The following is a 21,359-nucleotide window of genomic DNA, read 5'->3' as shown; positions in this document are numbered from 1 at the left end:
GGTCACAAACGACGAGGGGCGGAATCGGTTGCCCAATTCCGCCCCTCACCTCATGCTATATTTGAACCTTAGCCGAGGATGGTGCCCGGCTCGACCTTCACGCCGGGGCCCATCGTGGAGGACACCGCCACGCGCTGGATGTAGGTGCCCTTGGAGCCGGCCGGCTTGGCCTTGGAGACGGCGTCTGCCAGGGCCTTGATGTTCTCGACCAGCTTCTCCTCGGAGAACGAGGCCTTGCCGACGCCGGCCTGCAGGATGCCGGCCTTCTCGACGCGGAACTCGACCGAGCCGCCCTTGGCACCCTTCACCGCGCCGGTGACGTCCATGGTCACGGTGCCGATCTTCGGGTTCGGCATCAGGCCGCGCGGGCCGAGCACCTTACCGAGACGGCCGACCAGGGGCATCATGTCGGGGGTGGCGATGCAGCGGTCGAAATCGATCGAGCCATTCTGCACCTTCTCAACCAGGTCCTCGGCGCCGACGACGTCAGCACCCGCAGCCTTGGCCTCATCGGCCTTGGCGCCACGGGCGAACACGCCGACGCGGAGCGTACGGCCGGTGCCATTCGGCAGGGTCACGACGCCGCGGACCATCTGATCGGCGTGACGCGGATCGACGCCGAGATTGATCGCGACCTCGATGGTCTCGTCGAACTTCGCTTTCGCGCGCTCCTTGACCATCTTGATGGCGTCCGCGAGCGGGTAAAGCTTTTCGCGGTCAATGCCTTCGCGGGCTTTGTTCAAACGCTTTCCGATTGCCATGACCGCTTACCCCGCAACTTCCAGACCCATCGAACGGGCGGAGCCCTCGACCATCTTCATGGCCGATTCGATGCTGTCGCAATTCAAGTCCTTCATCTTCTTCTCGGCGATCTCGCGCACCTGCGCCTTGGTCACCTTGCCGGCCTTGTCGCGGCCCGGCGCCTTCGAGCCGGACTGGATCTTGGCAGCCTGCTTGAGGAAGTAGGACATCGGCGGCGTCTTCATCTCGAAGGTGAAGGAACGGTCCGCATAGATGGTGATGATCACCGGGATCGGGGTGTTCTTCTCTTCCTTCTGGGTCTGCGCGTTGAACGCCTTGCAGAACTCCATGATGTTGAGACCGCGCTGACCGAGCGCGGGACCGATCGGGGGCGAAGGATTCGCCGCGCCGGCCGGGACCTGAAGCTTCAGGTATCCGGTCACTTTCTTTGCCATGTATCACTCCTGTTGTGCCGGCATGGCCGGCGGTTTCAGGTTCGTGGTCTGGGTCGGATGCGGCTGGCAACCGCCCTCGCCCTCCCACGGCCTCTTGCTGCGCAAGACCGAAGTCTCACGCGTACCCGGTCAGACCTTCTCGACCTGACCGAATTCCAGTTCGACCGGCGTGGCGCGGCCGAAGATCGACACCGCGACCTTCACGCGCGAGCGCGCCTCGTCGATTTCCTCGACTACCCCCGAGAACGAGGCGAATGGGCCGTCGGCCACGCGCACGTTCTCGCCGATTTCGAACGAAACCGACGCCTTCGGCCGTTCCACGCCCTCCTGCACCTGATGCAGGATGCGCATGGCCTCGGCTTCCGAGATCGGCATCGGCTTGTTTTCAGCGCCGAGGAATCCCGTTACTTTCGGCGTGTTCTTGATCAGATGGAACGCCTCGTCGGTCAGCTTCATCTTCACCAGCACATAGCCGGGGAAAAACTTGCGTTCGGCGTCGATCTTGCGACCGCGGCGCACTTCCGTGACCTTCTCGGTCGGCACCAGCACCAGCTCGAACAGCTCCTCGAGCCCGCGTTGCTTGGCCTGCTCGCGGATCGATTCGGCGACCTTCTTCTCGAAGTTCGAATAGGCGTGGACGATGTACCAGCGCTTGTCAGACACTTGAGCGGTTGCTGTTGCCATCAGTGGATGCCCAGAAGGAAAGTGATGAGGTAACGGATGATCTGGTCGGATGCGAAAAAGAAGATCGAGGCCACGGCGACCATGACGAACACCATGATGGTGGTGATGGTGGTCTCACGACGGGTCGGCCAGGTGACCTTGGCGGTCTCCGAGCGCACTTCCTGCAAGAACTTGAACGGGCTGACTGCCATCGTTTGATGTCCAACGTCCGTCGCAAGACGGCTACTGATTTCGAAGGGATCCGAACAGGCGCCTTTGGCCCAGCCCTCGTCTGAAGGATGAGCCGGAAACCGGGCTCGATTGTTCGGGGATTTCAAAGCCGCGCCGGAAATCCGCGTCTAACGGGCCGGCTGCGAGTGCGGGGTAGATACTGCGGATGGGGCCAAAGGTCAAGATATTGGGAGCCCGGGATACGCGTGGCCGCCGCCTGCGGCCCTCATCGGGATCAATGGCTTACCCATGCCGTGATCGACGAAACCTCTTAGGGCCGGCGCCGTCCTGCCTGTAGACTAATTGTCTGGATTAGCTGGCAGGAGTGGCAGGGCTCGAACCTGCGACCCCCGGTTTTGGAGACCGGTGCTCTACCAATTGAGCTACACTCCTACAGACCCTGCGTCGCTTTAGGATCAGGGCCGCTTTCAAGCACAGGGGACGGCCGGTTTGCAAGGGTGAACCGCGCCAGCTTCGCTTGTTTGTGCCGGGGTTTTGGGGCCACAGTCCATTCCCGACAATCAAGAGCAACCGGGAGTGCCAATGACCGCCACAGCGACCGCTTCAGCCGCCCCACAGGCCACGATCGCGCCGCAGACCCCGCCTTTGCCGGAAGCCCGCCCCGAGACGCTCGGGCTGTCGCGTCCCCGCCTCCAGGCCATGTCGGACGCCTTCAAGCGCGAGATCGACAAGGGCACTGTTCCCGGCGTCACCGTGCTGGTGGCCCGCCGCGGCCAAATCGGCTGGTTCGAGGCGCTGGGCCGGCAGAGCCCGACGGGTGCCGCACCGATGGCGCGCGATTCGATCTTCCGGATCTTCTCGATGACCAAGCCGATTGTCTCGGTCGGCATCATGGCGCTGGTCGAGGACGGCGATCTCCTTCTCAGCGACGCGGTCGCCAAGTTCATTCCGGAGTTCGCCGACCAAAAGGTCGGCGTGGTCAGCGGCGGCAAGCTGGACCTGGTTCCGCCCAAGCGGCCGATGACGGTGCAGGACCTGCTCCGTCACACCTCGGGCCTGACCTACGAGCACCAGGGCGACGGCCCCGTGCACAAGCTCTATCAGGAGTCGCGCGTCCGCAGCCGCAAGATCACCAATGCCGAGCACGCCGCGCTGGTGGCGAGCTTCCCGCTGGTCTGCCATCCCGGCGACGAGTTCAATTACAGCCGCTCCACCGACATCCTCGGCCGCATCATCGAGGTCGTCACCGGCAAGCCGCTCGGCGCGTACCTCGCCGAGCGCATTCTCGCGCCGTTGCAGATGGCCGAGACCGGTTTTGCGACAGCCGCGGCCAATGCCGGCCGCCTCGCCGAACCGTTCGCGGCCGATCCCTGGACCGGTGACAAGGTCGCGCTCTTCAACATGCTGGAACAGCCGGTGATGGAGTCCGGCGGCGGCGGGTTGGCCTCGACCACGATGGATTATGCCCGCTTCTGCCTGATGCTGCGCAATGGCGGCACGCTCGACGGCAACAGGATCATCGGCCGCAAGACGCTGGAGCTGATGGCGTCCGATCATCTCGGCCCGCACGTTGTCACAAATGGCACGCTGCTGTCGCCCGGCCACGGTTTTGGCCTCGGCTTTGCCGTGCGGCGCAAGCCGGGCATCGCGCCCTTCCCCGGCAGCGTCGGCCAGTATTTCTGGAGCGGCATTGCGGGCACGTTCTTCTGGATCGATCCGAAGGAGGACCTATTCGCCGTGTTCATGAGCCAAGGTCCCGGCCAGCGCGACTACACGCGCACGCTGGTGCGGGATCTGGTTTACGCCGCGGTGGAGTGAGGCGAAGCTTGGTATCGCGGGTGCCGACGCTGCCTCCCCACACTCACTGTCATGCCCCGCGAAGGCGGGGCATCCAGTGCTCCGCGGCGGATGTGGTGAGAGCGAGCTCTTCGACGAAGGCCTCTGGAATACTGGATCGCCCGCCCCAGTGCGCAATTGCGCACAAGGCGGGCGATGACACCGATGGTGGGGCACGCGCTTGCCCCTTCCCCGAGCTGCGCGTCAGCTAATCGCCAGCACTCAACTGATCGTCGCGCCGCCGTCGATCACCATGGTCTGGCCGGTCATGAAGTCGCCGGCCTTCGACCCGAGGAACACGGCCGCGCCCGCGATCTCGTCGGGGATGCCGATGCGCAAGAGCGGCGAGCGCGAGGTCGAGGCCTTCAGGTTCTCCGGATTGTCCCACAGCGCCTTGGCGAAATCAGTCTTGATCAGGCCGGGCGCGATGCAGTTCACGCGGATATTGTCCTTGCCGTATTCGCAGGCGAGATTGCGCGCGAGCTGCATGTCGGCGGCTTTCGAGATCGCGTAAGCACCAAGGATGGTCGAGCCCTTGAGGCCGCCGATCGACGAGACGATGATGATCGAGCCGTCCTTGCGCTCGATCATCTGCGGCACCACCATCGAGATCAGCCAATTGTTAGCGACGATGTTGTTGTCGAGGATTTTTCTGAACTGATCGTCGGAGATGCCGGCGAGCGGACCATAGTACGGATTCGACGCGGCGTTGCAGACCAGCACGTCGATCTTGCCGAAGGCGCGGTTGCTCTCGTCGACGAGGTTTTGCAGATTCTCTTTCGACGAGATGTTCGCGGCAATCGCGACCGCGGTGCCCTTGCCGAATCTGTCGTTGATGCCCTTGGCCACCTGCTCGCAAACGTCGGCCTTGCGCGAGGAGATCACCACCTTGGCGCCGTGCTCGGCCATGCGCTCAGCGATCGCGAGCCCGATGCCGCGCGTCGAGCCGGTGATGACCGCAACTTTCCCCTTCATGTCGAACAAGGTCATGTTTCTCTCCCAGAGTATGATCGATTGGCTTGAACCTTACGCCGCAGGCGCGCGGCCGGACAATGGCTCAAGCGAGTTTCTTGACTTCCGGTCCCGCAGGCTGATGCATCGCTGCGTGCGCAGCGTCGGCGATCCACGGCTGCTGGTTCACCATCGGCAACCGCCAGACCGTACGCTCGGGGCTCGCGAAATAATCGAGCCGCGTCACCGACACATTGTCGATATCGAATGCGAGCCCCTGCTCCGGCAAGTCACCGAGCGCGAGGCCGACCGCCGCCTTGATGGTGCCGCCATGCGCGACCGCGATGATGTCCTGCCCGGCCGCTTCCACATTGATCCGTTCGATGGTGCGGCGCGTGCGGTTATAGAGGTCCATGAAGCTTTCACCGCCGGGCGCGGGCTCGTTGATATCGGCGAACCAGCTGGTGCCGACGGGGCGGCTCGCGATGAACTCGGCGCGGTTCATGCCCTGCCAGCGGCCGAGATTCTGCTCGGCGAGATCCGCTTCCCATTTCATCGCCGCAGGCCGCGGAAAGCCGGCCGCCCAGATCGCTTCGGCCGTCTGATGTGTGCGCATCAGATTGCTCGAATACCAGACCGCCTTGCGTGGCAGCACCTTGGCAACAGCGTTGAACACATAGGTGTCGCTGGTGTCGCAGGCGATGTCGGATTGTCCGTAGATGTTGCCGCCGTCATTGCGCACGGGCGCGTGCCGGACCCACCACCATCGTGTCATGACCACATTCGGCTTGTCTGCGCCTGCCATCGAAACCCTTCCATCCCGTGTGATGTCGCTGTACGTCAGTAGCGAACGTGTCTCAAGACACTTTACCGTTTGAAATCTTGTTTGAAATTCCGTCGCGCGGCAAGGGCCGCGTGCGAGCCAAAGGGAGAAGCGCATGGGCCGCCTGCAAGGCAAATCCGTCATCATCACCGGCGCCGGCAGCGGCATCGGCCGCGCCGCTGCGCTGCTGTTCACCAGGGAAGGCGCAAAGCTCATTGCCGTCGATCGCACCGAGGCGGTGAAGGAGACCGTCGAGGAGATCAGAGCGGCCGGCGGTGTCGCGGAAGCCATGGTGGCGGACGCCGGCTCCGAGAAGGACGTCATCGCTGTCATCGACAAGGCGGTGAAGACGCACGGCCGGCTCGATGTGATCTGGGCCAATGCCGGCGTCTCGGGCGGGCTCGTTCCGCTCGCCGAGCAGACGGTGGAGCACTGGCAGGAGATTCTGCGCGTCAATTTGATCGGACCGTTCCTCGCGGTGAAATACGCCATGCCGCACATGGTCAAGCAGCAGTCCGGCGCGATCGTGCTGACGGCGTCCGTCGCGGGTCTCAAGGCCGGCGCCAGCGGCCATCCCTATGCGGCGAGCAAGGCCGGCGTGATCAGCCTGGTGCAGACCACGGCCTATTCGCTCACCGGCACCGGCGTGCGCATCAACGCGGTATGCCCGGGCCTGATCGAAACAGGCATGACCAAACCGATCTTCGACCGCGCCAAGGAGCGTGGCACCCAAGACAAGATCGGCCAGCTCAACCCGCTGAAGCGCCCGGGCCAGCCGCACGAGCTCGCGGCGATGGGACTGTTTTTGGCCAGCGACGAGGCCTCGTATGTGAACGGCCAGGCTTTCCCGGTCGACGGCGGTCTCACGGCATCGATGCCGTATACGGGCAAGCCGGTGTAGCAAGGGGGTCTCGTGTCCCGGACGCGACGCAGCGCGCAGCGTTGCGGCGCAGAGCCGGGACCCCGCAGGCCGCGCGTTTCGCTGTTGCATGGGCCCCGGCTCTGCAGCGCACCGCTAAGAAGCGCTGCGCTGCGTCCGGGGCACGAGAGCGGAGTTTGTCGCGCAACTGCCTCAACATCGTCATTGCGAGCGCAGCGAAGCAATCCAGAGTCTTTCCGCAGAGGCAATCTGGATTGCTTCGTCGCAACAGCTCCTCGCAATGACGGAATATGTGGATGGCACCGTCGTTCCTCCAACGCACATCTCGATCGCAGACACACCTTCGCATCCTCGCGGCTTGTTCGCCCGAGCTTTGCTTCGGTGCCTTGCCCTCAATGAAAGAGGGCGCAGGGAAGACCGGGAGCCGGTTGGCTCCTATGGACCGCCATGCCAAGAGCAGATTGCGTGTGCTTCAATGCATAGCGGGAAACAGGGCAACGGGAGACATCCCGGCCTTCCCTGCTTGCGGATCGCTGATGCTGCGAACCCGGTCGGGCCGCCACATCACCGCCAGACTTGGCGCACAGAACCCCGGGCGCCAGGACCACACGATTTGGCCGTACGCGAACCGCACCTGTCGTTGGCGTGACGCTTTCGCTCACGGTTGCCCGCCTTGCGAAGCCTTTCGCGCCGGTGTGGTCCATGTCCACCGCCGCCCGGCCCGCGTTCGTGACGATCGCGATACGCCCCTCTTCCTTGGGCCGGGTTGCGCGACACATACGCCATTTCCGAATTTCGGTAAAGCGGAATATTTTGGATGGCGCGCGTTGACCCATGGCTTGCGTGTTTTGCCCGACAAGCAACGCAAGGTCTTGTAGCCCGGATGGAGCGCAGCGCAATCCGGGATTCCATCCGTGCGGACACAGCGGTCCCGGATTACGCTGCGCTCCATCCGGGCTACGGATCTGTGTTGATTTGCGCGACCGGCCACCACGTTGGTATGGTTCATGCAAGCCGCCTCACCTTCCGCAATCTCCTGACAAGATTCTAAAAATGCAGAGCTCAAGACCCGACCGTATCCGCAAGCTGCTTGCCGACCTCGTTGCTTTCGACACCGTCAGCGACCGCACCAACCTGCCCCTGATCGCCCATATCGAAAGCTATCTCGCCGCCTTCGGCATCAAGGGCGAGCGCATCATCGATGAGACCGGCAAGAAAGCTTCGCTGTGGGTCACCATTGGACTCGAGGACCGCCCGGGCCTGGTGCTATCGGGCCACACCGACGTCGTGCCCGTCGTCGGCCAGGACTGGAGCCACGATCCGTTCAAGCTCGTCGAGCGTGGCGGCAAGCTCTACGGCCGCGGCACCACCGACATGAAGGGCTTTGTCGCGGTGTGCCTCGCGATGGTGCCCGAGATGGTGGAGGCGAAGCTCAAGACGCCGATTCATCTCGCGATCTCCTATGACGAGGAGATCGGCTGTGTCGGCGTGCGGCCGATGCTGCGCGAAATCGCCAAGACGAAGGTCAAGCCGCTCGGCGCCTTCATCGGCGAGCCGACCGAGATGAAGGTCATCATCGGCCACAAGGGCAAGCACGGTGTCCGCGCCACGTTTCGCGGCCTCGCCCGCCACTCCTCGATCGCGCCCGACGGGGTCAACGCGATCGAATATGCGGCCGAGCTGATCACCGAGATCCGCCGTCGCGCTGTGAAGCTCGCGGCCGCGCGATCAACGGACAGCCTCTACGATGTTCCGCACTCGACGCTGCTCACCAGCATCGTGCATGGCGGCGCCGCGCTCAACATCGTGCCTGATGCCTGCACGGTCGAGTTCGAATGTCGCGGCATCGGCATCACGGAATCGCGTGAGGTCACCGATGCGATCGTCGCCTGGGCCAAGGCCGAGCTCGAGCCGGCGATGAAGGCAAAGAATGCGGATTGCGGCATCGATTTCGAGGAGATTCTCGACTATCCCGCGCTCGACACGGCCGCCGACGCCGCCATCGTCACGCTGGCCAAGAGCCTCGCGGGGCGCAACGACCACGCCAAGGTCGCCTTCGGCACCGAGGCGAGCCTGTTCGCCAGCATGGCGGATATCCCCTCGGTGGTCATCGGCCCGGGATCGATCGCACAGGCGCACACGCCGGATGAATTCGTCGCGATGGCCGAGTTGGAGAAATGCGCGGTGTTCGTGGAGAAGCTGATCGCGCATTGTGTGAAGGGGTAGCCCACCTCCTCGTCATTGCGAGGAGCTCTTGCGACGAAGCAATGAAGACTGTCTCTGCGGAGATATGCTGGATTGCTTCGCTTCGCTCGCAATGACGGTGGAACGAGCTCGCCTCATCACCCGGTGTCATGCCCCGGCTTGACCGGGGCATCCAGTACGCTGCGGCTTCTCGGCTCAAGCACTACGCCTCTGGAATACTGGATTGCCCGCTTTCGGGGGCAATGACACCGAGTTTGTGGGGGGCAGCGAACCACAAATGAAAAAGGCGCGGCCACCGGCCGCGCCTTCGCTTTTCCTAAACCGCGCCCGCCTTCTGCGCGTATTCCCACGATGCCTTCGACAGCGGCACGGTGCGCTTGGCGGATTCGAGCGCTTTTGCATTCGCGGCGGTGCCGTCGCGGATGCGTCCCGCGATACCCTGCGTGATGCCGGCGAGGCGGAACAGATTGTAGGAGAAGTACCAGTTGAGGTCCGGCACGTTCATCTTGGTGACGCTGCAGTAGATCTGCGCGGCCTCTTCCAGGCTCGGGATGTTGAGCGCCTTGAGATCGACGCCGTGCAAGCCCGGCATGATCCACTGCATCAACAGATAGGTGAAGTCGGCCATGGGATCGCCGAGCGTCGACAGCTCCCAGTCGAGCACCGCTTGCACACGCGGTTCCGTCGCATGGAAAATCATGTTGTCGAGGCGATAGTCGCCGTGGACGATGGAGACGCGCGCCTGCTCCGGCACGGTCTTGGGCAGCCATTCGGCGACCTTCTCGAACTCCGGAATGTGCTGGGTCTCGGAGGCGCGGTACTGCTTGGTCCAGCGGTCGATCTGGCGCGCAAAGTAGTTGCCGGGCTTGCCGAAGTCGCCAAGGCCGATCGCAACGGGATCGAACATGTGGAGTTGCGCCAGCGTCTCGATCTTGCTGGTGAAGATCTTTCGCCGCGCATCGACATCCTGGCTCGGCAGCGTCGGATCCCAGAACACCCGGCCCTCCTCCATCGACATGATGTAGAAGGCAGCGCCAATGACGCTATCGTCCTGACACAGCGCGTAGGCGCGCGCGACCGGAAAGCCCTGCTTTCCAAGGGCTGCAATCACGCGGTATTCGCGATCGACGGCGTGCGCCGAAGGCAGCAGTTTGCCGAACGGCTTTCGGCGCATCACATAGGAACGGTTCGGCGTGTCGAGCCGATAGGTCGGGTTGGACTGGCCGCCCTTGAACTGGAGGACGACCAGCGGCCCCTCATAGCCTTCGACGTTGTCGCGCATCCAGGCCTCGAGCCGCAGCTCGTCGAAGCGATGCCGCTCCTCGACCGGCTTGGTGCCCGAAAACTCCTCGTCTTTCCTGACGCCGTCAGCCACGATGACGCTCCCTCTTCAGTCCTGACCTTTTCAGGTCGAGCATGATCCTAATCGGTAACCACTGACGCACTTGCGTCAAGCGGTCATCCGACACGGATCATGCCCTGTCGTGTCTTCAAGTCGGAAGCGCCGTCCGGCTCTCCCTCTCGATGACTTGTTTAGTGACTTGGAGAGTTTGCATACTTCCGAAGTTCAAGTCTGGCAATGGCGCGGTTGTGCACCTCGTCCGGACCGTCGGCGAGCCGCAGCGTGCGGATGTGGGCGTAGTCCTTGGCAAGGCCGGCTTCATCCGAGACGCCGCCGCCGCCAAAGGCCTGGATCGCCTCGTCGATGATCTTCAGCGCCATGTTGGGCGCCGCGACCTTGATCATGGCGATCTCGGCCTGCGCGGTCTTGTTGCCGACCTTGTCCATCATGTCGGCCGCCTTGAGGCACAAAAGACGCGTCATCTCGATGTTGGTGCGGGCTTCGCCAATGCGCTGTTCCCACACCGAATGCTCGACGATCTTCTTGCCGAAGGCGGTGCGCGAGGCGAGCCGCTTCACCATCTTCTCCAGCGCCTCCTCGGCCTTGCCGATGGTGCGCATGCAGTGATGAATGCGTCCCGGACCGAGACGGCCCTGCGCGATCTCGAAACCTCGGCCTTCCCCGAGCAGGATGTTCTCCTTCGGCACCCGCACGTTCTCGAGCAGCACCTGGGCGTGCCCGTGCGGCGCGTCGTCGAAGCCGAACACGGGCAGCATCTTCTCGACCTTGATGCCGGGGGTGTCGAGCGGAACCAGGATCTGCGACTGCTGCTGGTGCTTGGCCGCCTTGAAATCGGTCTTGCCCATCAGGATCGCGATCTTGCAGCGGGGATCGCCGACGCCGGACGACCACCATTTGCGACCGTTGATGACGTAGTGGTCACCGTCTTTCTCGATGCGGGTCTCGATGTTGGTGGCGTCGGACGAGGCCACCGCCGGTTCCGTCATCAGGAAGGCGGAACGGATCTCGCCGTCCATCAGTGGGCGCAGCCATTTGCGCTTCTGCTCCTTGGAGCCGTAACGGATGAACACTTCCATGTTGCCGGTGTCGGGCGCCGAGCAGTTGAACACCTCCGAGGCCCAGGTGATACGGCCCATCTCTTCCGACAGCAGCGCGTATTCGAGATTGGTCAGTCCCGCGCCGCGGAATTCGTCATCCTCGTGCTCGGACGGCGGCAGGAACATGTTCCAGAGGCCTTCGGCCTTGGCCTTTTTCTTGAGGTCTTCCAGGACCGGAATCACCTTCCAGCGGTCGCCGCTCTTGTCCTGCTGGTCGTAGACCGGCACCGCCGGGCGCACGTGCTTGGCCATGAAGGACTGCACGCGGTCGAGCCATTCCTTCTGCTTGGGGGACAGATCGAAATCCATGGGACGCTCCTCGTCTTGCTCTTTGAACAATCTCTTGCGCCGGACTGTCCCGCCGCCGCGTGCGACCCGCAAGCGCGAATGCGCGTGACTTTGCGGCCACTTCGGAACGAGATCGCGAGTTGCGAACGAGTCCCGATTGCGGATTGACATTTCCGGCCTTCAAACGATAGTTTCATACAACTGTTTGAATTGCAACTCCCCTCATCCAGGGCACTCATGGCCAGTGATCATACGAGGTCTGCCATTCTCGCCGCCGCCGAACGGCTCTACGCCGATCGAGGCTTCGGCGACGTGACGCTCCGCGACATCGTCGCGGAGGCCAATGTCAATCTCGCCGCGGTGAACTATCATTTCGGCTCGAAGGATGAATTGATCGCGGAACTGTTCGTCACGCGCTCGATCGCGACCAATCGCGAGCGCCTGCGCGAACTGAAGGCGGCGGAGGAGCAAGGCGGCGGGCGCGCGCCGATCGAGGTGATTTTGCGCGCGCTCGTCGGCCCGACCTTGCGCGGCTGCCTCGGCCCCGAGAACCAGCGCTCCACCGCGGCGCGCTTCATGATCCGCGCCTCGATCGAATCCGTGCCGCCGATCCGCCGCATCAAGAACCGCGAGATCGACCATTTGCGCAAATTCGCCGGCGCGATGCGGAGATCCCTGCCCGAGCGCAGCGACGTCGAGATCTATTGGGGCCTGAACTTCGCGCTCGCCATGGCGCACCACACCATCCGCGAGAGCGAGCGGCTGACGAAGCTGTCGGAAGGCAAATGCGATCTCGACGACGTCGAGGACGTGGTCGCCCGCGTCGTCAGCGTCGCGACGATGGCCCTGACGGCGGGAAAGGCCGAGACGAAGGTGTCGTCAAAGGTGGCGGCGCGTTAGTCGAAAAGGTAGCCACACCGACGCTGCGCTCCCTCGCCCCGTTTGCGGTAGCGCTATCGCATATGCATTTCGCGGGGACCACCCGCGAGTTTGCTCCGCCTCTCCCGCTTGCGGGAGAGGCCGACGCGTCCCGGGCGATGCGAAGCATCGTCCCGAGCGCGGCGGGTGAGGGCTCTCACCGCACTGGGATCGCCTCCGCAATTCTCGACAATCCCGACGCGGAGGCACCCCCACCCCAGCCCTCCCCCGCAAGCGGGAGAGGGAGCCCACTGCCGATGCCGAAGCATTATTCACGCCATATGCGATAGCCCTACCGCTTGCGGGGAGAAGCGAAAGGATCGCCACTCACATCATCGCGATGCAGTCGATCTCGACGTCGAAGGGACCGAACCATTCCGGCGTGCAGACGAAGATCCGCGCCGGCGGATCGAGCGGGAAGTAGCGCGCATAGACGGTGTTGAAGGCGGCGAAATGCTTCGTCGAGGTGCAGTAGACATTGCACTTCATGACGTTGTCGAGCGAGGCGCCGGCCGTCTGAAGGCACAGCTTCATCTGCTCCATGACGAGCTCGCTCTGCCGCTCGATCGAAACGGAGGCGATCTCGCCCGACACCGGATCGAACGGCGGCAGGCCGGCGACGAAGATCATGTTGCCGGCGCGCGTCAGTGGCGAGGTCGGCGCCTTCCAGCGGTCGAGAAACGTCGAGATCGGTTCGACGCGGAGCGCTTCGCGTTTCATCGGAGGCCACCTTCGGTTCGAGCGAGACGGCGCCGTGCTACACCATATTGCAGCCGGCATGATTCGCTTTCGATCGAAGTGTGGCGGCGGACTCTAGATCCGCTGCGGCATCTCCTCGGCCTCTTCCTTGGCGAGCAGCAGCAGCATCTCGATGCCCATCTCGCCTTCCTGCGGTGAACGGATGAACTTGATCTCATCGGAACTTTGCCGCAGCGCGGCAATGATGGCGACGGCCTGATTTGCGGTCGCCGCCTCGGTCGCCAGAATTCCCTTCTGGTTCTTGGCCTGGAACCCGATCGTGTAGGACATTCGCTTCCCTCCCGCTCAAGTGGAGAGATCGGATCAGAATCGGGCGCGCAGCGAAAGCCTGTGCGACTACGGACCGGGATTATCTGGGGATTGCGGGCAAGCTTCAGGCAAGCCCGAGCATCGCACGGGCCTCATCCGCGGTCGCGACCGCCGCCCCTCGGAGGGTAAGCGCGCTAAATGATGCCCTGCTGCTTCAGCGTCTCGATCTTGCCGGCATCATAGCCGAGCTTGCGGGTGAGCACCTCCTGGGTGTGCTCGCCCAGAAGCGGCGGCGCGCGGTAGTCCTTGATCGGGGTCTCGGACAAAGTGAGCGCGTTGCGGACCAGCGACAGATCGGGCTCGAAGGGATGGTTGACCTTCACCCGCATGCCGCGCGACTGGACGTGCGGATCGGAAAACACCTGCTCGAAATTGTTGATCGGCCCTGAGGGCACGCCGGCTTCCTCGAGCTTTTCCAGCCAGTAGGCCACCGGCTTCTTCAGGAACAGGCCGGCGAAGATCGCCATGATCTCCTTGCCGTGCACGACGCGGTCGTTGTTCTTGATGAAGCGCTTGTCGCTGGCGAGCTCGGGCTCGCCGAGCACGGCGCAGGTGCGCTGGAACTGGCCGTCATTGCCGACCACCAGCATCAGCTCGCCGTCGGTACAGCGGAACACGCCGGCCGGCATGCCGCCATTGCCCCAGGTGCCGCGGCGCGGCGGTGTCTTGCCGTTGACGAGGTAGATCTGGAGCCAGTGCGACAATGACGCGATCACAGTATCGAACAGGCAGACGTCGATGTGCTGTCCCGCCCCGCCATTGGCGTCGCGATGGTAGAGCGCCGAGAGAATCCCAATCGATGAGTTCATGCCGGTCATGTAGTCGACAATCGAGGGACCGACCTTCATCGGGCCCTCGCCAGGCTCGCCGTCGATATGGCCGGTGACGCTCATCAGGCCGCCCATCGCCTGCAGGATCGCGTCATAGCCGGCGCGCGGCGCGTATGGGCCGGTCTGGCCAAAGCCGGTCACCGAACAATAGATGACGCCGGGATTGATCGCCTTGATCGATTCATAGTCGAGGCCGTAGCGCTTGAGATCGCCGACCTTGTAGTTCTCCATGAAAACGTCGACGTCCTTGGCGAGCTCCCGGATGATCGCCTGCCCCTCCGGCTTGGCGATGTTGACCGTGACCGACTTCTTGTTGCGGTTGGCGCAGAGGTAGAACGAGTTGTTGTTGTTCGCCTTGCCTTCGGGATCGGCGAGGTAAGGTGGGCCGAAGGCGCGCGCGTCGTCGCCGGTGCCCGGCCGCTCGATCTTGATGACCTCCGCGCCCAGGTCCCCCAGCATCTGGGCCGACAGGGGTCCTGCGAGCACGCGGGTGAGGTCAAGGATCTTGATGCCTGAAAGCGGCAAGGCCGACATGACGATTTCCTCCGGGGAACTGGAATCTTGGCGCGGCGGCTCGAAGCCCTGGCCGCGCACCTTGCCGATACACTATTTTCGGGCGTCGAGCACTGCACTGGCGGCATACGGCCATCCCCTGCCCGGCGACAGCATCGGCTCTGGACGTCGAATTCCGCGCGGTGAATATTTTTTCTTAGGTCAGGGCTGCAGCGACAGTTCGCGGCCGGCGGCGGCCGAGCAGGACCAGGATCAGCACGGTCGCGCAGGAGCAGACGAAGGTGAGACCGAGGGCGCTGCGGCTGCCGAACTCCGTGAGCAAGCCGACGAGAAGCGGCGGCGAGATTGCGGATGCAAGATTGAGCGGCAGCGCGATCATCGACATGGCCTTGGCGAACTCAGCCTGGTCGTAGAACACCAGCGGGATGGTCGCCCGCGCCACCGCCATTGCGCCGCTGCCGGCGCCATAGAGCAGGATGAAGACCGCGACTGCCCAGGTCGTGGCCTCGCTCATCATCAGCAGCAGCATCGCCACCGGCAGGGCCGTGCCTGCGACGAGGCCGGTCGTGATGCCGTCCCATCGCCCGCCCCCGAGGAAATCCAGCCCGCGCGCGCTGACCTGGATCACACCGAGCATCGAGCCGAAGGCAATGGCCTGGGCCGGCGCCAGGCCCTCCGCCCGGAGCAGCTCGATGAGAATGGCGGAAAGGCCGAAATTGACGAAGGCATTGAGGGTGATCGCGGCCACGACGAGACGAAACGTGCTCCGCGCAATTGGCGGCGCATCCTCAGGCTTGGCCGGCGCACCGCCATCGCCTTCGGCGCCTCTCCGGCGCGGAGCCGCGAACGCATAGAGGGGAAGCGAAACGAGGATCAACGTGGCGGCATAGACGAGGCATGTTCCACGCCAGCCGAGGTGGCCGCTCAGGAACGATGTGGCCGGCCAGAAGATGCTGTTGGACAAGCCCGTCACCAGCATGAGCGCGCCGATCGCGCTCTTGGCTTGCCGCCCGGCAACCTCGTTCAGCATGATATAGGCGCCGGTCGACAACGTGGCGCTGCCGGCGATGCCGAGCACGATCCAGGCCGCGAAATAGAGCATCGGCTCGCGCGCGAGGGACAGCAGCACGAAGCCCGGCACAGTGACGACCGTGCCGATCATCATGACCGTCCGCGCGCCATGCCGCGCAAACGACTTGGCGAGCCAGGGGGCGCACAGTCCCATCGCGACATAGAGAACGGACGTCCCCGCGAATACCGCCGGCAGGCTCATGCCGAGGTCCGCCGCAAGGTCGCGCCCGATGATGGCGGGAAGCCCGATCGTGCCCCATCCGACCAGCTGCGTGATCGCGAGCACCAGCAGGACCCCAATGAGCCTGCTGTCAGATTTCAAGAACCGCATTCCAAATATCGCCTGCCCGGCAGGCGCCGATCACGCCTGTGCCCCCGTCATACCCGGAGACTCGGCGCACGGAAACGCCGGCCGCCGAATGGCAGGAGGCAGCCGGGAGCATGTCGACCGGTGGACGGTCGCCCTACCCTGCGATCCCGAGCAAGGATCGCGCCTCAGTCGCGGTCGCGACGCGCCGGCCGTGCCGTGCGACAGCCTCGGCCGCGATGGCCACCAGCTCTGCGTTGCTGGCGGCCAGGCGCGCCTTGTCGATCCTGATATTGTCCTCGAGCCCGGTGCGAACCGCGTCGGCGCCCCGCGCGAGCGCCCAGCCCATGACCTCGGCTTGATGGCGCCCGATTCCGGCTGCAGTCCAGGTTGCTTTCGGGATCAGCCGCCTGAGCTCTCCCAACAGGATGTCGAGGACATGTTCGTCCGCCGGCATTGCGTTCTTGACGCCCATGACGAACTGCACGTGCGGACGCTGGTCGATCAGGCCCGCCTCGATCAGGCGGCGGGCGCCATGCAGATGCGACAAATCGAAGATCTCGATTTCCGGCCGGATGCCATTCGCCTTCATGCTGGTGGCGAGCGTTTCGACCAGCGCGGCGCTATTCTCGTAAACTATCGTCGGAAAGTTCACTGATCCGGTGGAGAGCGAGGCCATGTCGGGCTTGAGATAAAGCGCTGAGCCGCGCGCCGAGGGATCGCGGCCCCGCCCGCCGGTCGAGAACTGGACGACCATCCCCGGACAATGCTTCCTGATCCCCTCCTGCACCAGGGCAAAACGCTCGGGGTCGGAGGACGGCGTCTCGTCATCGTTTCGAACATGAATATGCGCAAGCGTGGCGCCGGCCTCGAAGGCTTGTTGCGTCGATTCGATCTGCTCGGACGGCAGGATGGGGACCGCCGGATTGTCCTTCTTGCGCGGAACGGAGCCGGTGATCGCGACAGCAACGACAGCGGGGTTCATCCAACAACCTCATGATTCCAGCGCTCGCGCGCACAAAGTTCGAGTAGTTAGTCACGCTATGCGTGAAGCCCTGCCGCTGCAACCTTCGTCAATCGCAGCGGCAGGGCCTTGTTCTGTCCGGATCAGGTCGGAATCGCGGTGGCACCGCCCGCTGCCGCCGCACGCCGCCGCTCATAATCGGCCCGCGCCATCGGAACGGCCTGGGGATTACCGAGATCGTCGATGCTGACCCGATAGGTTTCGCGCGCCGTGACGGCCGCCAGTGCCGCGATGACAGTGATGCCGAAGGCGATCGCCCCCACCGTCAAGGGAATGTTGGTCGAGCCGGGAGGAGCCACGGTCGCAAACAGAGCAGGAAGCAATGCCGTGATGGTCGTGCCGATGTTCTGCGAGATCGCCATCGCCGACACACGGGTACGCGTCGGAAACAGCTCCGGGTAAAAGCTCGGGAAGATCGCGTTGTAGCCCTGATAGACCACGCCCCACATCAGGAGCGACAGGAGGATCGCGAGCGGCACGTTCCTGATGCTGATGGCATAGAGATAGCCGAAGGCGAGCAGGCCGGAGAGCAGCGCGCCCACGATGATCGGGGGCTTGCGGCCGACCTTGTCGGAGAGATGGCCGACGAAGGGAATGATGAACACGGCCAGCATGTTTCCGAGCACCGGAATCCACAGATAGACGTCCTTGGCAAAGCCGATGCCATAGGCCGGCTGGACCGCGTAGGCCGCCCCAAAGATGGTCGCAACGACCGGAATGACGTTCATGAGCGCCATGCAGATGACCCGCAGCATGTCGGGCCAGCTCAGCTTGATGGCCTGGACGATCGGAGCCCGTGGCGTTTCTCCCCGCTCGTCCTCTCGGGCAAAAGCAGGCGTTTCGTCGACTTCGCGGCGAATGATGTAGCCGGCGACGATGACGAAGAAGCTGAGCAGGAACGGAATCCGCCAGCCCCAGCTGTTGAAGGCGTCGGTCGGCATATAGGCCGCCAGCGGCAGGAAGACGGCTGCCGCGAGAATTTGTCCGGCCTGCACGCCCTGGAGCGCGAAGCTTGCATAAAAGCCGCGCCGACCGAACGGCGCGTGCTCCAGGATCATCGAGCTCGCGCCGGAGATTTCACCGGCCACCGCAAATCCCTGCACAAGTCGCAGGATGACGAGCAGGATCGGCGCCATGATGCCGGCCTGTTGATACGTCGGCAGGATACCTACCGCCATCGTCGAGAGGCCCATCAGGAACATGCAAAGGATGAGAACGGTCTTGCGGCCATGCGTGTCGCCCCAATGTCCGAGGACGAAGGCACCGATGGGCCGCGCCACGTATCCGACGCCATAGGTCGCAAGCGATGCGACGATTGCGACTGTGGGATTGTCCGACGGGAAGAAGATCTGCGGGAAGATCAGCGAGGCGGCTGTCGCGTAGATGAAGAAGTCATAATATTCGAGAGCCGACCCGATCCAGCCGCTTGCGGCAGCCTTCCTGGACTGAGTCATGTCATGGATCGCGCGCGTCGTGACCATCTCAAAATCCTCCCAATCTGGTTTGCTGACGGCCCGTTGGCGGGCTTCGTTGAAAATTGGGCAGCAATCTCCGGGCGCTCTGCGGAGTTTCGCGAGCGCTTGTCACTGCCGGTCGGTGTCTGATTGGGGGCGACAATAGGCTTTCGCCGGGCTAACACAATTACCCAGTTATGCGATAAACCTAACATGATGTTATGCGGGGCGAACGCCCGGGCGGCGGCTATGCGCGCGGACTGGCGGCCGGCACTCCCGATGGCATCGAAGCCGCCCGTCTCGATTTCAACGCCTGTGCCGAGGTTGCGGTTGGGATTGCCGCGCGGCGCGAGCGGTTGATCGTCTGATCATGAGCCGCCGCAGATCCCGCGTCACGCGGTGTGGCCTGGCTCGATGTGCTTCGGCGTCTTCTTGTCGCGCTGCGGGGTCATCCTGGCCGGGTCAGGCGCGCCGGGCACGCCGCGCGGGCCCAGCTGGTCGCGCTGGATGTCGTCTTCGGACAGCGGCGGCTCGACGCCGTTCTGTTCACGAGGCTTGGTCATTCGGCTTCCTTCTCTCGAAAGCTATCCGCGTCGCGGCGCTCTAGACGCCGAGTGCAGTCTCGCCGGCTTCGCGGCCAGGGACGCTGACATGGACTTCATGTCCCTCGCGAAGGGCCAGGGATGCCGCAGCAACCGCCGATTCGAATGCGGCTTCCTTGGTGGCGTATCTGCTCTTGACGTCGCCGTCGTGCAGCACGCCCCATTCGTCCTGCACCGGCACGATGGCATATTGAGCAAGGCCCATGGTCCAACTCCTGGCTTGGCGTTCAGAGACCGTCTGCCCGATAACGCGCCGGCGCGCTTAACGTTGCGTCAGCTGCGGACGCACCGCCGTCACCCGCCATACCGTGTTGCCACTGTCGTCGGCCACCAGCAGCGCGCCGGTCTTGTCGATGGCGACGCCGACGGGACGTCCGCGCGCCTGATTGTCGCTGTTGAGGAAGCCGGTCACGACGTCCTGCGCCGGCCCGCTCGGCTTGCCGTCCGCAAACGGCACGAACACGACCTTGTAGCCGTTCAGCACCTGCCGGTTCCAGCTGCCGTGCTCACCGACGAAGGCGCCATTGCGATAAGCGGCCGGCAGGCTCGTGCCGCTGGAGAAAGCCATCCCGAGTGGGGCGACATGCGAGCTCAGCGCGTAGTCCGGAACGATCGCCTTGGCGACGAGGTCCGGCTGCTCCGGCTTGACGCGGGGATCGACGTGCTGGCCCCAATAGCTGTAAGGCCAGCCGTAGAAGCCGCCGTCCTTCACCGACGTCATGTAGTCGGGCACGAGATCGGGACCGATCTCGTCGCGCTCGTTCACCACCGTCCACAGCGCACCGGTCTGCGGCTCGAAGCTGAGGCCGTTCGGATTGCGCAGGCCGCTTGCGAAGACGCGCCAGCGGCCGCTGGCACGATCGACCTCGAGGATGGCAGCACGATTGTGCTCGGCCTCCATGCCGTTCTCGGTGATGTTGCTGTTTGAGCCGACGCCGGCATAGAGCTTTGAGCCGTCGGGGCTCGCGACCAGGCTCTTGGTCCAATGATGATTGATCGGCCCGCCTGGCAGCGGCGTCAGCACCGTGCCGGGCGCGGTGATCTTGGTATCGCCCTCGGTGTAGGGATATTTCACGATCGCATCGGTGTTGGCGACATAGAGATCGTTGCCGACCAGCGCGACGCCGAACGGCGAGTTGAGATGGTCGAGGAAGACACTTTGCGTGTCAGGCACGCCGTCGCCGTTGCTGTCACGCAGCAGCGTGATGCGGTTACCCGGCCCGGTGTCGCCGCCGCCCGATGTCGCCCAGGACTCGATATATCCCATGACGATTTCCTTGGGCCGCTTGATCGCGGCCCCCTTCGGCGCCTTGGATTCCACCACCAGCACGTCGCCGTTGGGCAGCACGTAGAGGAAACGCGGATGCTGCAAGCCGGTCGCAAACGCCTTGGCCTGCAAGCCCTGCGCAACGGCCGGCGTCTCATCCTTCTTCCAGCCGACGATGCGGGCGATATGGACCGGCGGCAGCAGATATTGCTGGATCTCCGGCAGCGTCGGATTGGCACCGATTTGCGCCTTCGGATCGCCGCTGCCGTCATTGCAGCCGGCCAGACACAGCAACGAAGAGCACAACAGCGCGCGGGCAATCGAGAACTTCATCGCGCAACTCCCACACCGTGGCGATAGACCATGGCCCAGCCGAGCCAGCCGGTGACAGGCAGGATCAGCACGGTCAGCGCCGAAAGCACGAGCCCGGTTGGCCACACCGAGGTCCAGGCATCGCGCATGTGAATCATCGTGTTGAAGATCGCAAGGACCAGCGCCACCGCGTTGCCGATCAGATGCGGCCAGGCCGGCGCTTGCGTCCGCACCAGCCGGTTGCCGAGGAAATCGGTCAGGCCTACGATGGCCGCGAGCACGCCGAAGATGATGCCGACGAGCAGCAGCCAGGCGGAAAAATCCGCCCACATGATCTCGGCGCTCGCGACATAGGCGATGTCAGTGAACAGCGCCCCGATGAAGCACACGATCGGGATCGGCACCAGCATCGGATGAATCGGATGCCCCGCGATCTGCGCCGTGGAACGGACGCGCATGTCGTCTTGCACGGTCGGCCTCGTGACTTTCGCCCTGCCCG

General features: G+C 63.9%; 23 protein-coding genes and 1 tRNA gene. 5 read left to right on the top strand and 19 right to left on the bottom strand.

Features of this window, described 5'->3' with window-relative positions; translation table 11 throughout:
• Nucleotides 1-68 precede the first annotated feature (68 nt).
• From rplA to XH85_RS19735, 5 genes are all read right to left on the bottom strand, one after another.
• Nucleotides 69-761 carry a 50S ribosomal protein L1 gene (gene rplA, locus XH85_RS19755; RefSeq protein ID WP_018647230.1) on the bottom strand — a complete coding sequence of 231 codons (693 nt, stop codon included), beginning with the start codon at nucleotides 759-761 and terminating at the stop codon, nucleotides 69-71.
• A gap of 6 nt (nucleotides 762-767) precedes the next feature.
• Entirely contained in the window at nucleotides 768-1,196 is a 429-nt protein-coding gene (gene rplK, locus XH85_RS19750; RefSeq protein WP_128933125.1) for a 50S ribosomal protein L11, read from the bottom strand.
• Nucleotides 1,197-1,325: 129 nt separating this feature from the next.
• Nucleotides 1,326-1,880 (bottom strand): transcription termination/antitermination protein NusG, encoded by a 555-nt coding sequence (nusG, locus tag XH85_RS19745; protein WP_018647229.1) that lies wholly within the window; start codon nucleotides 1,878-1,880, stop codon nucleotides 1,326-1,328.
• The gene (gene secE / locus XH85_RS19740; protein ID WP_091894769.1) at nucleotides 1,880-2,071 is read right to left on the bottom strand and encodes a preprotein translocase subunit SecE; all 192 of its coding nucleotides are present in this window, start codon (nucleotides 2,069-2,071) and stop codon (nucleotides 1,880-1,882) included. The genes nusG and secE overlap by 1 nt, the downstream gene beginning before the upstream one ends.
• A 336-nt stretch (nucleotides 2,072-2,407) precedes the next feature.
• Nucleotides 2,408-2,483: transfer RNA gene (locus XH85_RS19735), tRNA-Trp, on the bottom strand.
• 150 nt (nucleotides 2,484-2,633) lie between these two features.
• On the opposite strand from XH85_RS19735, the gene XH85_RS19730 reads away from it, so the two are divergent.
• Nucleotides 2,634-3,869, top strand: a complete 1,236-nt coding sequence (locus XH85_RS19730; protein WP_128933124.1) for a serine hydrolase domain-containing protein — start codon at nucleotides 2,634-2,636, stop codon at nucleotides 3,867-3,869.
• 240 nt (nucleotides 3,870-4,109) lie between these two features.
• Here the strand turns inward: XH85_RS19730 and XH85_RS19725 are convergent, their stop codons facing one another.
• Together XH85_RS19725 and XH85_RS19720 are read right to left on the bottom strand one after the other, a co-directional pair.
• Complete coding sequence (locus XH85_RS19725; RefSeq protein ID WP_091894773.1) at nucleotides 4,110-4,877, bottom strand: SDR family NAD(P)-dependent oxidoreductase; 768 nt, start codon at nucleotides 4,875-4,877, stop codon at nucleotides 4,110-4,112.
• Nucleotides 4,878-4,944: 67 nt separating this feature from the next.
• Entirely contained in the window at nucleotides 4,945-5,643 is a 699-nt protein-coding gene (locus tag XH85_RS19720) for a histidine phosphatase family protein (RefSeq protein WP_164934808.1), read from the bottom strand.
• Between the two features lie 133 nt (nucleotides 5,644-5,776).
• Between XH85_RS19720 and XH85_RS19715 the strand changes: the two genes are divergently transcribed.
• Nucleotides 5,777-6,562 carry an SDR family NAD(P)-dependent oxidoreductase gene (locus XH85_RS19715; protein WP_128933122.1) on the top strand — a complete coding sequence of 262 codons (786 nt, stop codon included), beginning with the start codon at nucleotides 5,777-5,779 and terminating at the stop codon, nucleotides 6,560-6,562.
• A gap of 1,032 nt (nucleotides 6,563-7,594) precedes the next feature.
• Nucleotides 7,595-8,767: an acetylornithine deacetylase gene (gene argE, locus XH85_RS19700; RefSeq protein WP_128933120.1), complete on the top strand. Its 1,173-nt coding sequence runs from the start codon at nucleotides 7,595-7,597 to the stop codon at nucleotides 8,765-8,767.
• Nucleotides 8,768-9,062: 295 nt separating this feature from the next.
• On the opposite strand, the gene XH85_RS19695 is transcribed toward argE, so the two are convergent.
• Both XH85_RS19695 and XH85_RS19690 read right to left on the bottom strand, forming a co-directional pair.
• The gene (locus tag XH85_RS19695; RefSeq protein WP_128933119.1) at nucleotides 9,063-10,121 is read right to left on the bottom strand and encodes a phosphotransferase family protein; all 1,059 of its coding nucleotides are present in this window, start codon (nucleotides 10,119-10,121) and stop codon (nucleotides 9,063-9,065) included.
• 158 nt (nucleotides 10,122-10,279) lie between these two features.
• Nucleotides 10,280-11,515, bottom strand: a complete 1,236-nt coding sequence (locus tag XH85_RS19690) for an acyl-CoA dehydrogenase family protein (protein ID WP_128933118.1) — start codon at nucleotides 11,513-11,515, stop codon at nucleotides 10,280-10,282.
• A gap of 216 nt (nucleotides 11,516-11,731) precedes the next feature.
• Here XH85_RS19690 and XH85_RS19685 point away from each other — a divergent pair, with 216 nt between their 5' ends.
• On the top strand, nucleotides 11,732-12,394 hold the full coding sequence (locus XH85_RS19685; protein WP_128933117.1) for a TetR/AcrR family transcriptional regulator: 663 nt from the start codon (nucleotides 11,732-11,734) through the stop codon (nucleotides 12,392-12,394).
• Nucleotides 12,395-12,739: 345 nt separating this feature from the next.
• Here XH85_RS19685 and XH85_RS19680 read toward each other — a convergent pair whose 3' ends face one another.
• The 6 genes from XH85_RS19680 to XH85_RS19655 all read right to left on the bottom strand — a co-directional run bounded on the left by XH85_RS19680 (nucleotide 12,740) and on the right by XH85_RS19655 (nucleotide 18,706).
• Nucleotides 12,740-13,132, bottom strand: a complete 393-nt coding sequence (locus tag XH85_RS19680; RefSeq protein WP_128933116.1) for a RidA family protein — start codon at nucleotides 13,130-13,132, stop codon at nucleotides 12,740-12,742.
• Nucleotides 13,133-13,225: 93 nt separating this feature from the next.
• Nucleotides 13,226-13,441, bottom strand: coding sequence for a hypothetical protein (locus XH85_RS19675; RefSeq protein ID WP_128933115.1), 216 nt, complete (start codon nucleotides 13,439-13,441; stop codon nucleotides 13,226-13,228).
• 173 nt (nucleotides 13,442-13,614) lie between these two features.
• Complete coding sequence (locus XH85_RS19670; RefSeq protein ID WP_128933114.1) at nucleotides 13,615-14,844, bottom strand: CaiB/BaiF CoA transferase family protein; 1,230 nt, start codon at nucleotides 14,842-14,844, stop codon at nucleotides 13,615-13,617.
• Nucleotides 14,845-15,019: 175 nt separating this feature from the next.
• Nucleotides 15,020-16,225, bottom strand: coding sequence for an MFS transporter (locus XH85_RS19665; protein WP_128933113.1), 1,206 nt, complete (start codon nucleotides 16,223-16,225; stop codon nucleotides 15,020-15,022).
• 133 nt (nucleotides 16,226-16,358) lie between these two features.
• Nucleotides 16,359-17,186, bottom strand: coding sequence for a 3-oxoadipate:acetyl-CoA acetyltransferase (locus tag XH85_RS19660; protein ID WP_128933112.1), 828 nt, complete (start codon nucleotides 17,184-17,186; stop codon nucleotides 16,359-16,361).
• 122 nt (nucleotides 17,187-17,308) lie between these two features.
• Nucleotides 17,309-18,706 carry an MFS transporter gene (locus tag XH85_RS19655; RefSeq protein WP_128933111.1) on the bottom strand — a complete coding sequence of 466 codons (1,398 nt, stop codon included), beginning with the start codon at nucleotides 18,704-18,706 and terminating at the stop codon, nucleotides 17,309-17,311.
• Nucleotides 18,707-18,900: 194 nt separating this feature from the next.
• On the opposite strand from XH85_RS19655, the gene XH85_RS45225 reads away from it, so the two are divergent.
• Nucleotides 18,901-19,047 carry a hypothetical protein gene (locus XH85_RS45225; protein WP_164940604.1) on the top strand — a complete coding sequence of 49 codons (147 nt, stop codon included), beginning with the start codon at nucleotides 18,901-18,903 and terminating at the stop codon, nucleotides 19,045-19,047.
• Between the two features lie 24 nt (nucleotides 19,048-19,071).
• Here XH85_RS45225 and XH85_RS45220 read toward each other — a convergent pair whose 3' ends face one another.
• From XH85_RS45220 to XH85_RS19640, 4 genes are read right to left on the bottom strand one after another with little or no spacing between them, the layout of a single operon-like run.
• On the bottom strand, nucleotides 19,072-19,242 hold the full coding sequence (locus XH85_RS45220; RefSeq protein WP_164934807.1) for a hypothetical protein: 171 nt from the start codon (nucleotides 19,240-19,242) through the stop codon (nucleotides 19,072-19,074).
• A gap of 40 nt (nucleotides 19,243-19,282) precedes the next feature.
• On the bottom strand, nucleotides 19,283-19,486 hold the full coding sequence (locus tag XH85_RS19650; protein ID WP_091889217.1) for a hypothetical protein: 204 nt from the start codon (nucleotides 19,484-19,486) through the stop codon (nucleotides 19,283-19,285).
• 57 nt (nucleotides 19,487-19,543) lie between these two features.
• Complete coding sequence (locus XH85_RS19645) at nucleotides 19,544-20,881, bottom strand: PQQ-dependent sugar dehydrogenase (protein ID WP_128933110.1); 1,338 nt, start codon at nucleotides 20,879-20,881, stop codon at nucleotides 19,544-19,546.
• Nucleotides 20,878-21,318, bottom strand: coding sequence for a DUF2231 domain-containing protein (locus tag XH85_RS19640; RefSeq protein ID WP_206734904.1), 441 nt, complete (start codon nucleotides 21,316-21,318; stop codon nucleotides 20,878-20,880). Before XH85_RS19640 ends, XH85_RS19645 begins: the two co-directional genes overlap by 4 nt.
• Nucleotides 21,319-21,359 lie beyond the last annotated feature (41 nt).

This window comes from Bradyrhizobium zhanjiangense, from assembly GCF_004114935.1.
Taxonomy (GTDB): domain Bacteria; phylum Pseudomonadota; class Alphaproteobacteria; order Rhizobiales; family Xanthobacteraceae; genus Bradyrhizobium; species Bradyrhizobium zhanjiangense.
This window is presented reverse-complemented; position numbering and strand designations above follow the sequence as displayed.

Coding starts and splice junctions, on each gene's coding strand:
- rplA (WP_018647230.1), bottom strand. CDS start 761: ATGGCAATCGGAAAGCGTTTGAACAAAGCCCGCGAAGGCATTGACCGC.
- rplK (WP_128933125.1), bottom strand. CDS start 1,196: ATGGCAAAGAAAGTGACCGGATACCTGAAGCTTCAGGTCCCGGCCGGC.
- nusG (WP_018647229.1), bottom strand. CDS start 1,880: ATGGCAACAGCAACCGCTCAAGTGTCTGACAAGCGCTGGTACATCGTC.
- secE (WP_091894769.1), bottom strand. CDS start 2,071: ATGGCAGTCAGCCCGTTCAAGTTCTTGCAGGAAGTGCGCTCGGAGACC.
- XH85_RS19730 (WP_128933124.1), top strand. CDS start 2,634: ATGACCGCCACAGCGACCGCTTCAGCCGCCCCACAGGCCACGATCGCG.
- XH85_RS19725 (WP_091894773.1), bottom strand. CDS start 4,877: ATGACCTTGTTCGACATGAAGGGGAAAGTTGCGGTCATCACCGGCTCG.
- XH85_RS19720 (WP_164934808.1), bottom strand. CDS start 5,643: ATGGCAGGCGCAGACAAGCCGAATGTGGTCATGACACGATGGTGGTGG.
- XH85_RS19715 (WP_128933122.1), top strand. CDS start 5,777: ATGGGCCGCCTGCAAGGCAAATCCGTCATCATCACCGGCGCCGGCAGC.
- argE (WP_128933120.1), top strand. CDS start 7,595: ATGCAGAGCTCAAGACCCGACCGTATCCGCAAGCTGCTTGCCGACCTC.
- XH85_RS19690 (WP_128933118.1), bottom strand. CDS start 11,515: ATGGATTTCGATCTGTCCCCCAAGCAGAAGGAATGGCTCGACCGCGTG.
- XH85_RS19685 (WP_128933117.1), top strand. CDS start 11,732: ATGGCCAGTGATCATACGAGGTCTGCCATTCTCGCCGCCGCCGAACGG.
- XH85_RS19680 (WP_128933116.1), bottom strand. CDS start 13,132: ATGAAACGCGAAGCGCTCCGCGTCGAACCGATCTCGACGTTTCTCGAC.
- XH85_RS19675 (WP_128933115.1), bottom strand. CDS start 13,441: ATGTCCTACACGATCGGGTTCCAGGCCAAGAACCAGAAGGGAATTCTG.
- XH85_RS19670 (WP_128933114.1), bottom strand. CDS start 14,844: ATGTCGGCCTTGCCGCTTTCAGGCATCAAGATCCTTGACCTCACCCGC.
- XH85_RS19665 (WP_128933113.1), bottom strand. CDS start 16,225: ATGCGGTTCTTGAAATCTGACAGCAGGCTCATTGGGGTCCTGCTGGTG.
- XH85_RS19660 (WP_128933112.1), bottom strand. CDS start 17,186: ATGAACCCCGCTGTCGTTGCTGTCGCGATCACCGGCTCCGTTCCGCGC.
- XH85_RS19655 (WP_128933111.1), bottom strand. CDS start 18,706: ATGGTCACGACGCGCGCGATCCATGACATGACTCAGTCCAGGAAGGCT.
- XH85_RS45225 (WP_164940604.1), top strand. CDS start 18,901: ATGCGGGGCGAACGCCCGGGCGGCGGCTATGCGCGCGGACTGGCGGCC.
- XH85_RS45220 (WP_164934807.1), bottom strand. CDS start 19,242: ATGACCAAGCCTCGTGAACAGAACGGCGTCGAGCCGCCGCTGTCCGAA.
- XH85_RS19650 (WP_091889217.1), bottom strand. CDS start 19,486: ATGGGCCTTGCTCAATATGCCATCGTGCCGGTGCAGGACGAATGGGGC.
- XH85_RS19645 (WP_128933110.1), bottom strand. CDS start 20,881: ATGAAGTTCTCGATTGCCCGCGCGCTGTTGTGCTCTTCGTTGCTGTGT.
- XH85_RS19640 (WP_206734904.1), bottom strand. CDS start 21,318: ATGCGCGTCCGTTCCACGGCGCAGATCGCGGGGCATCCGATTCATCCG.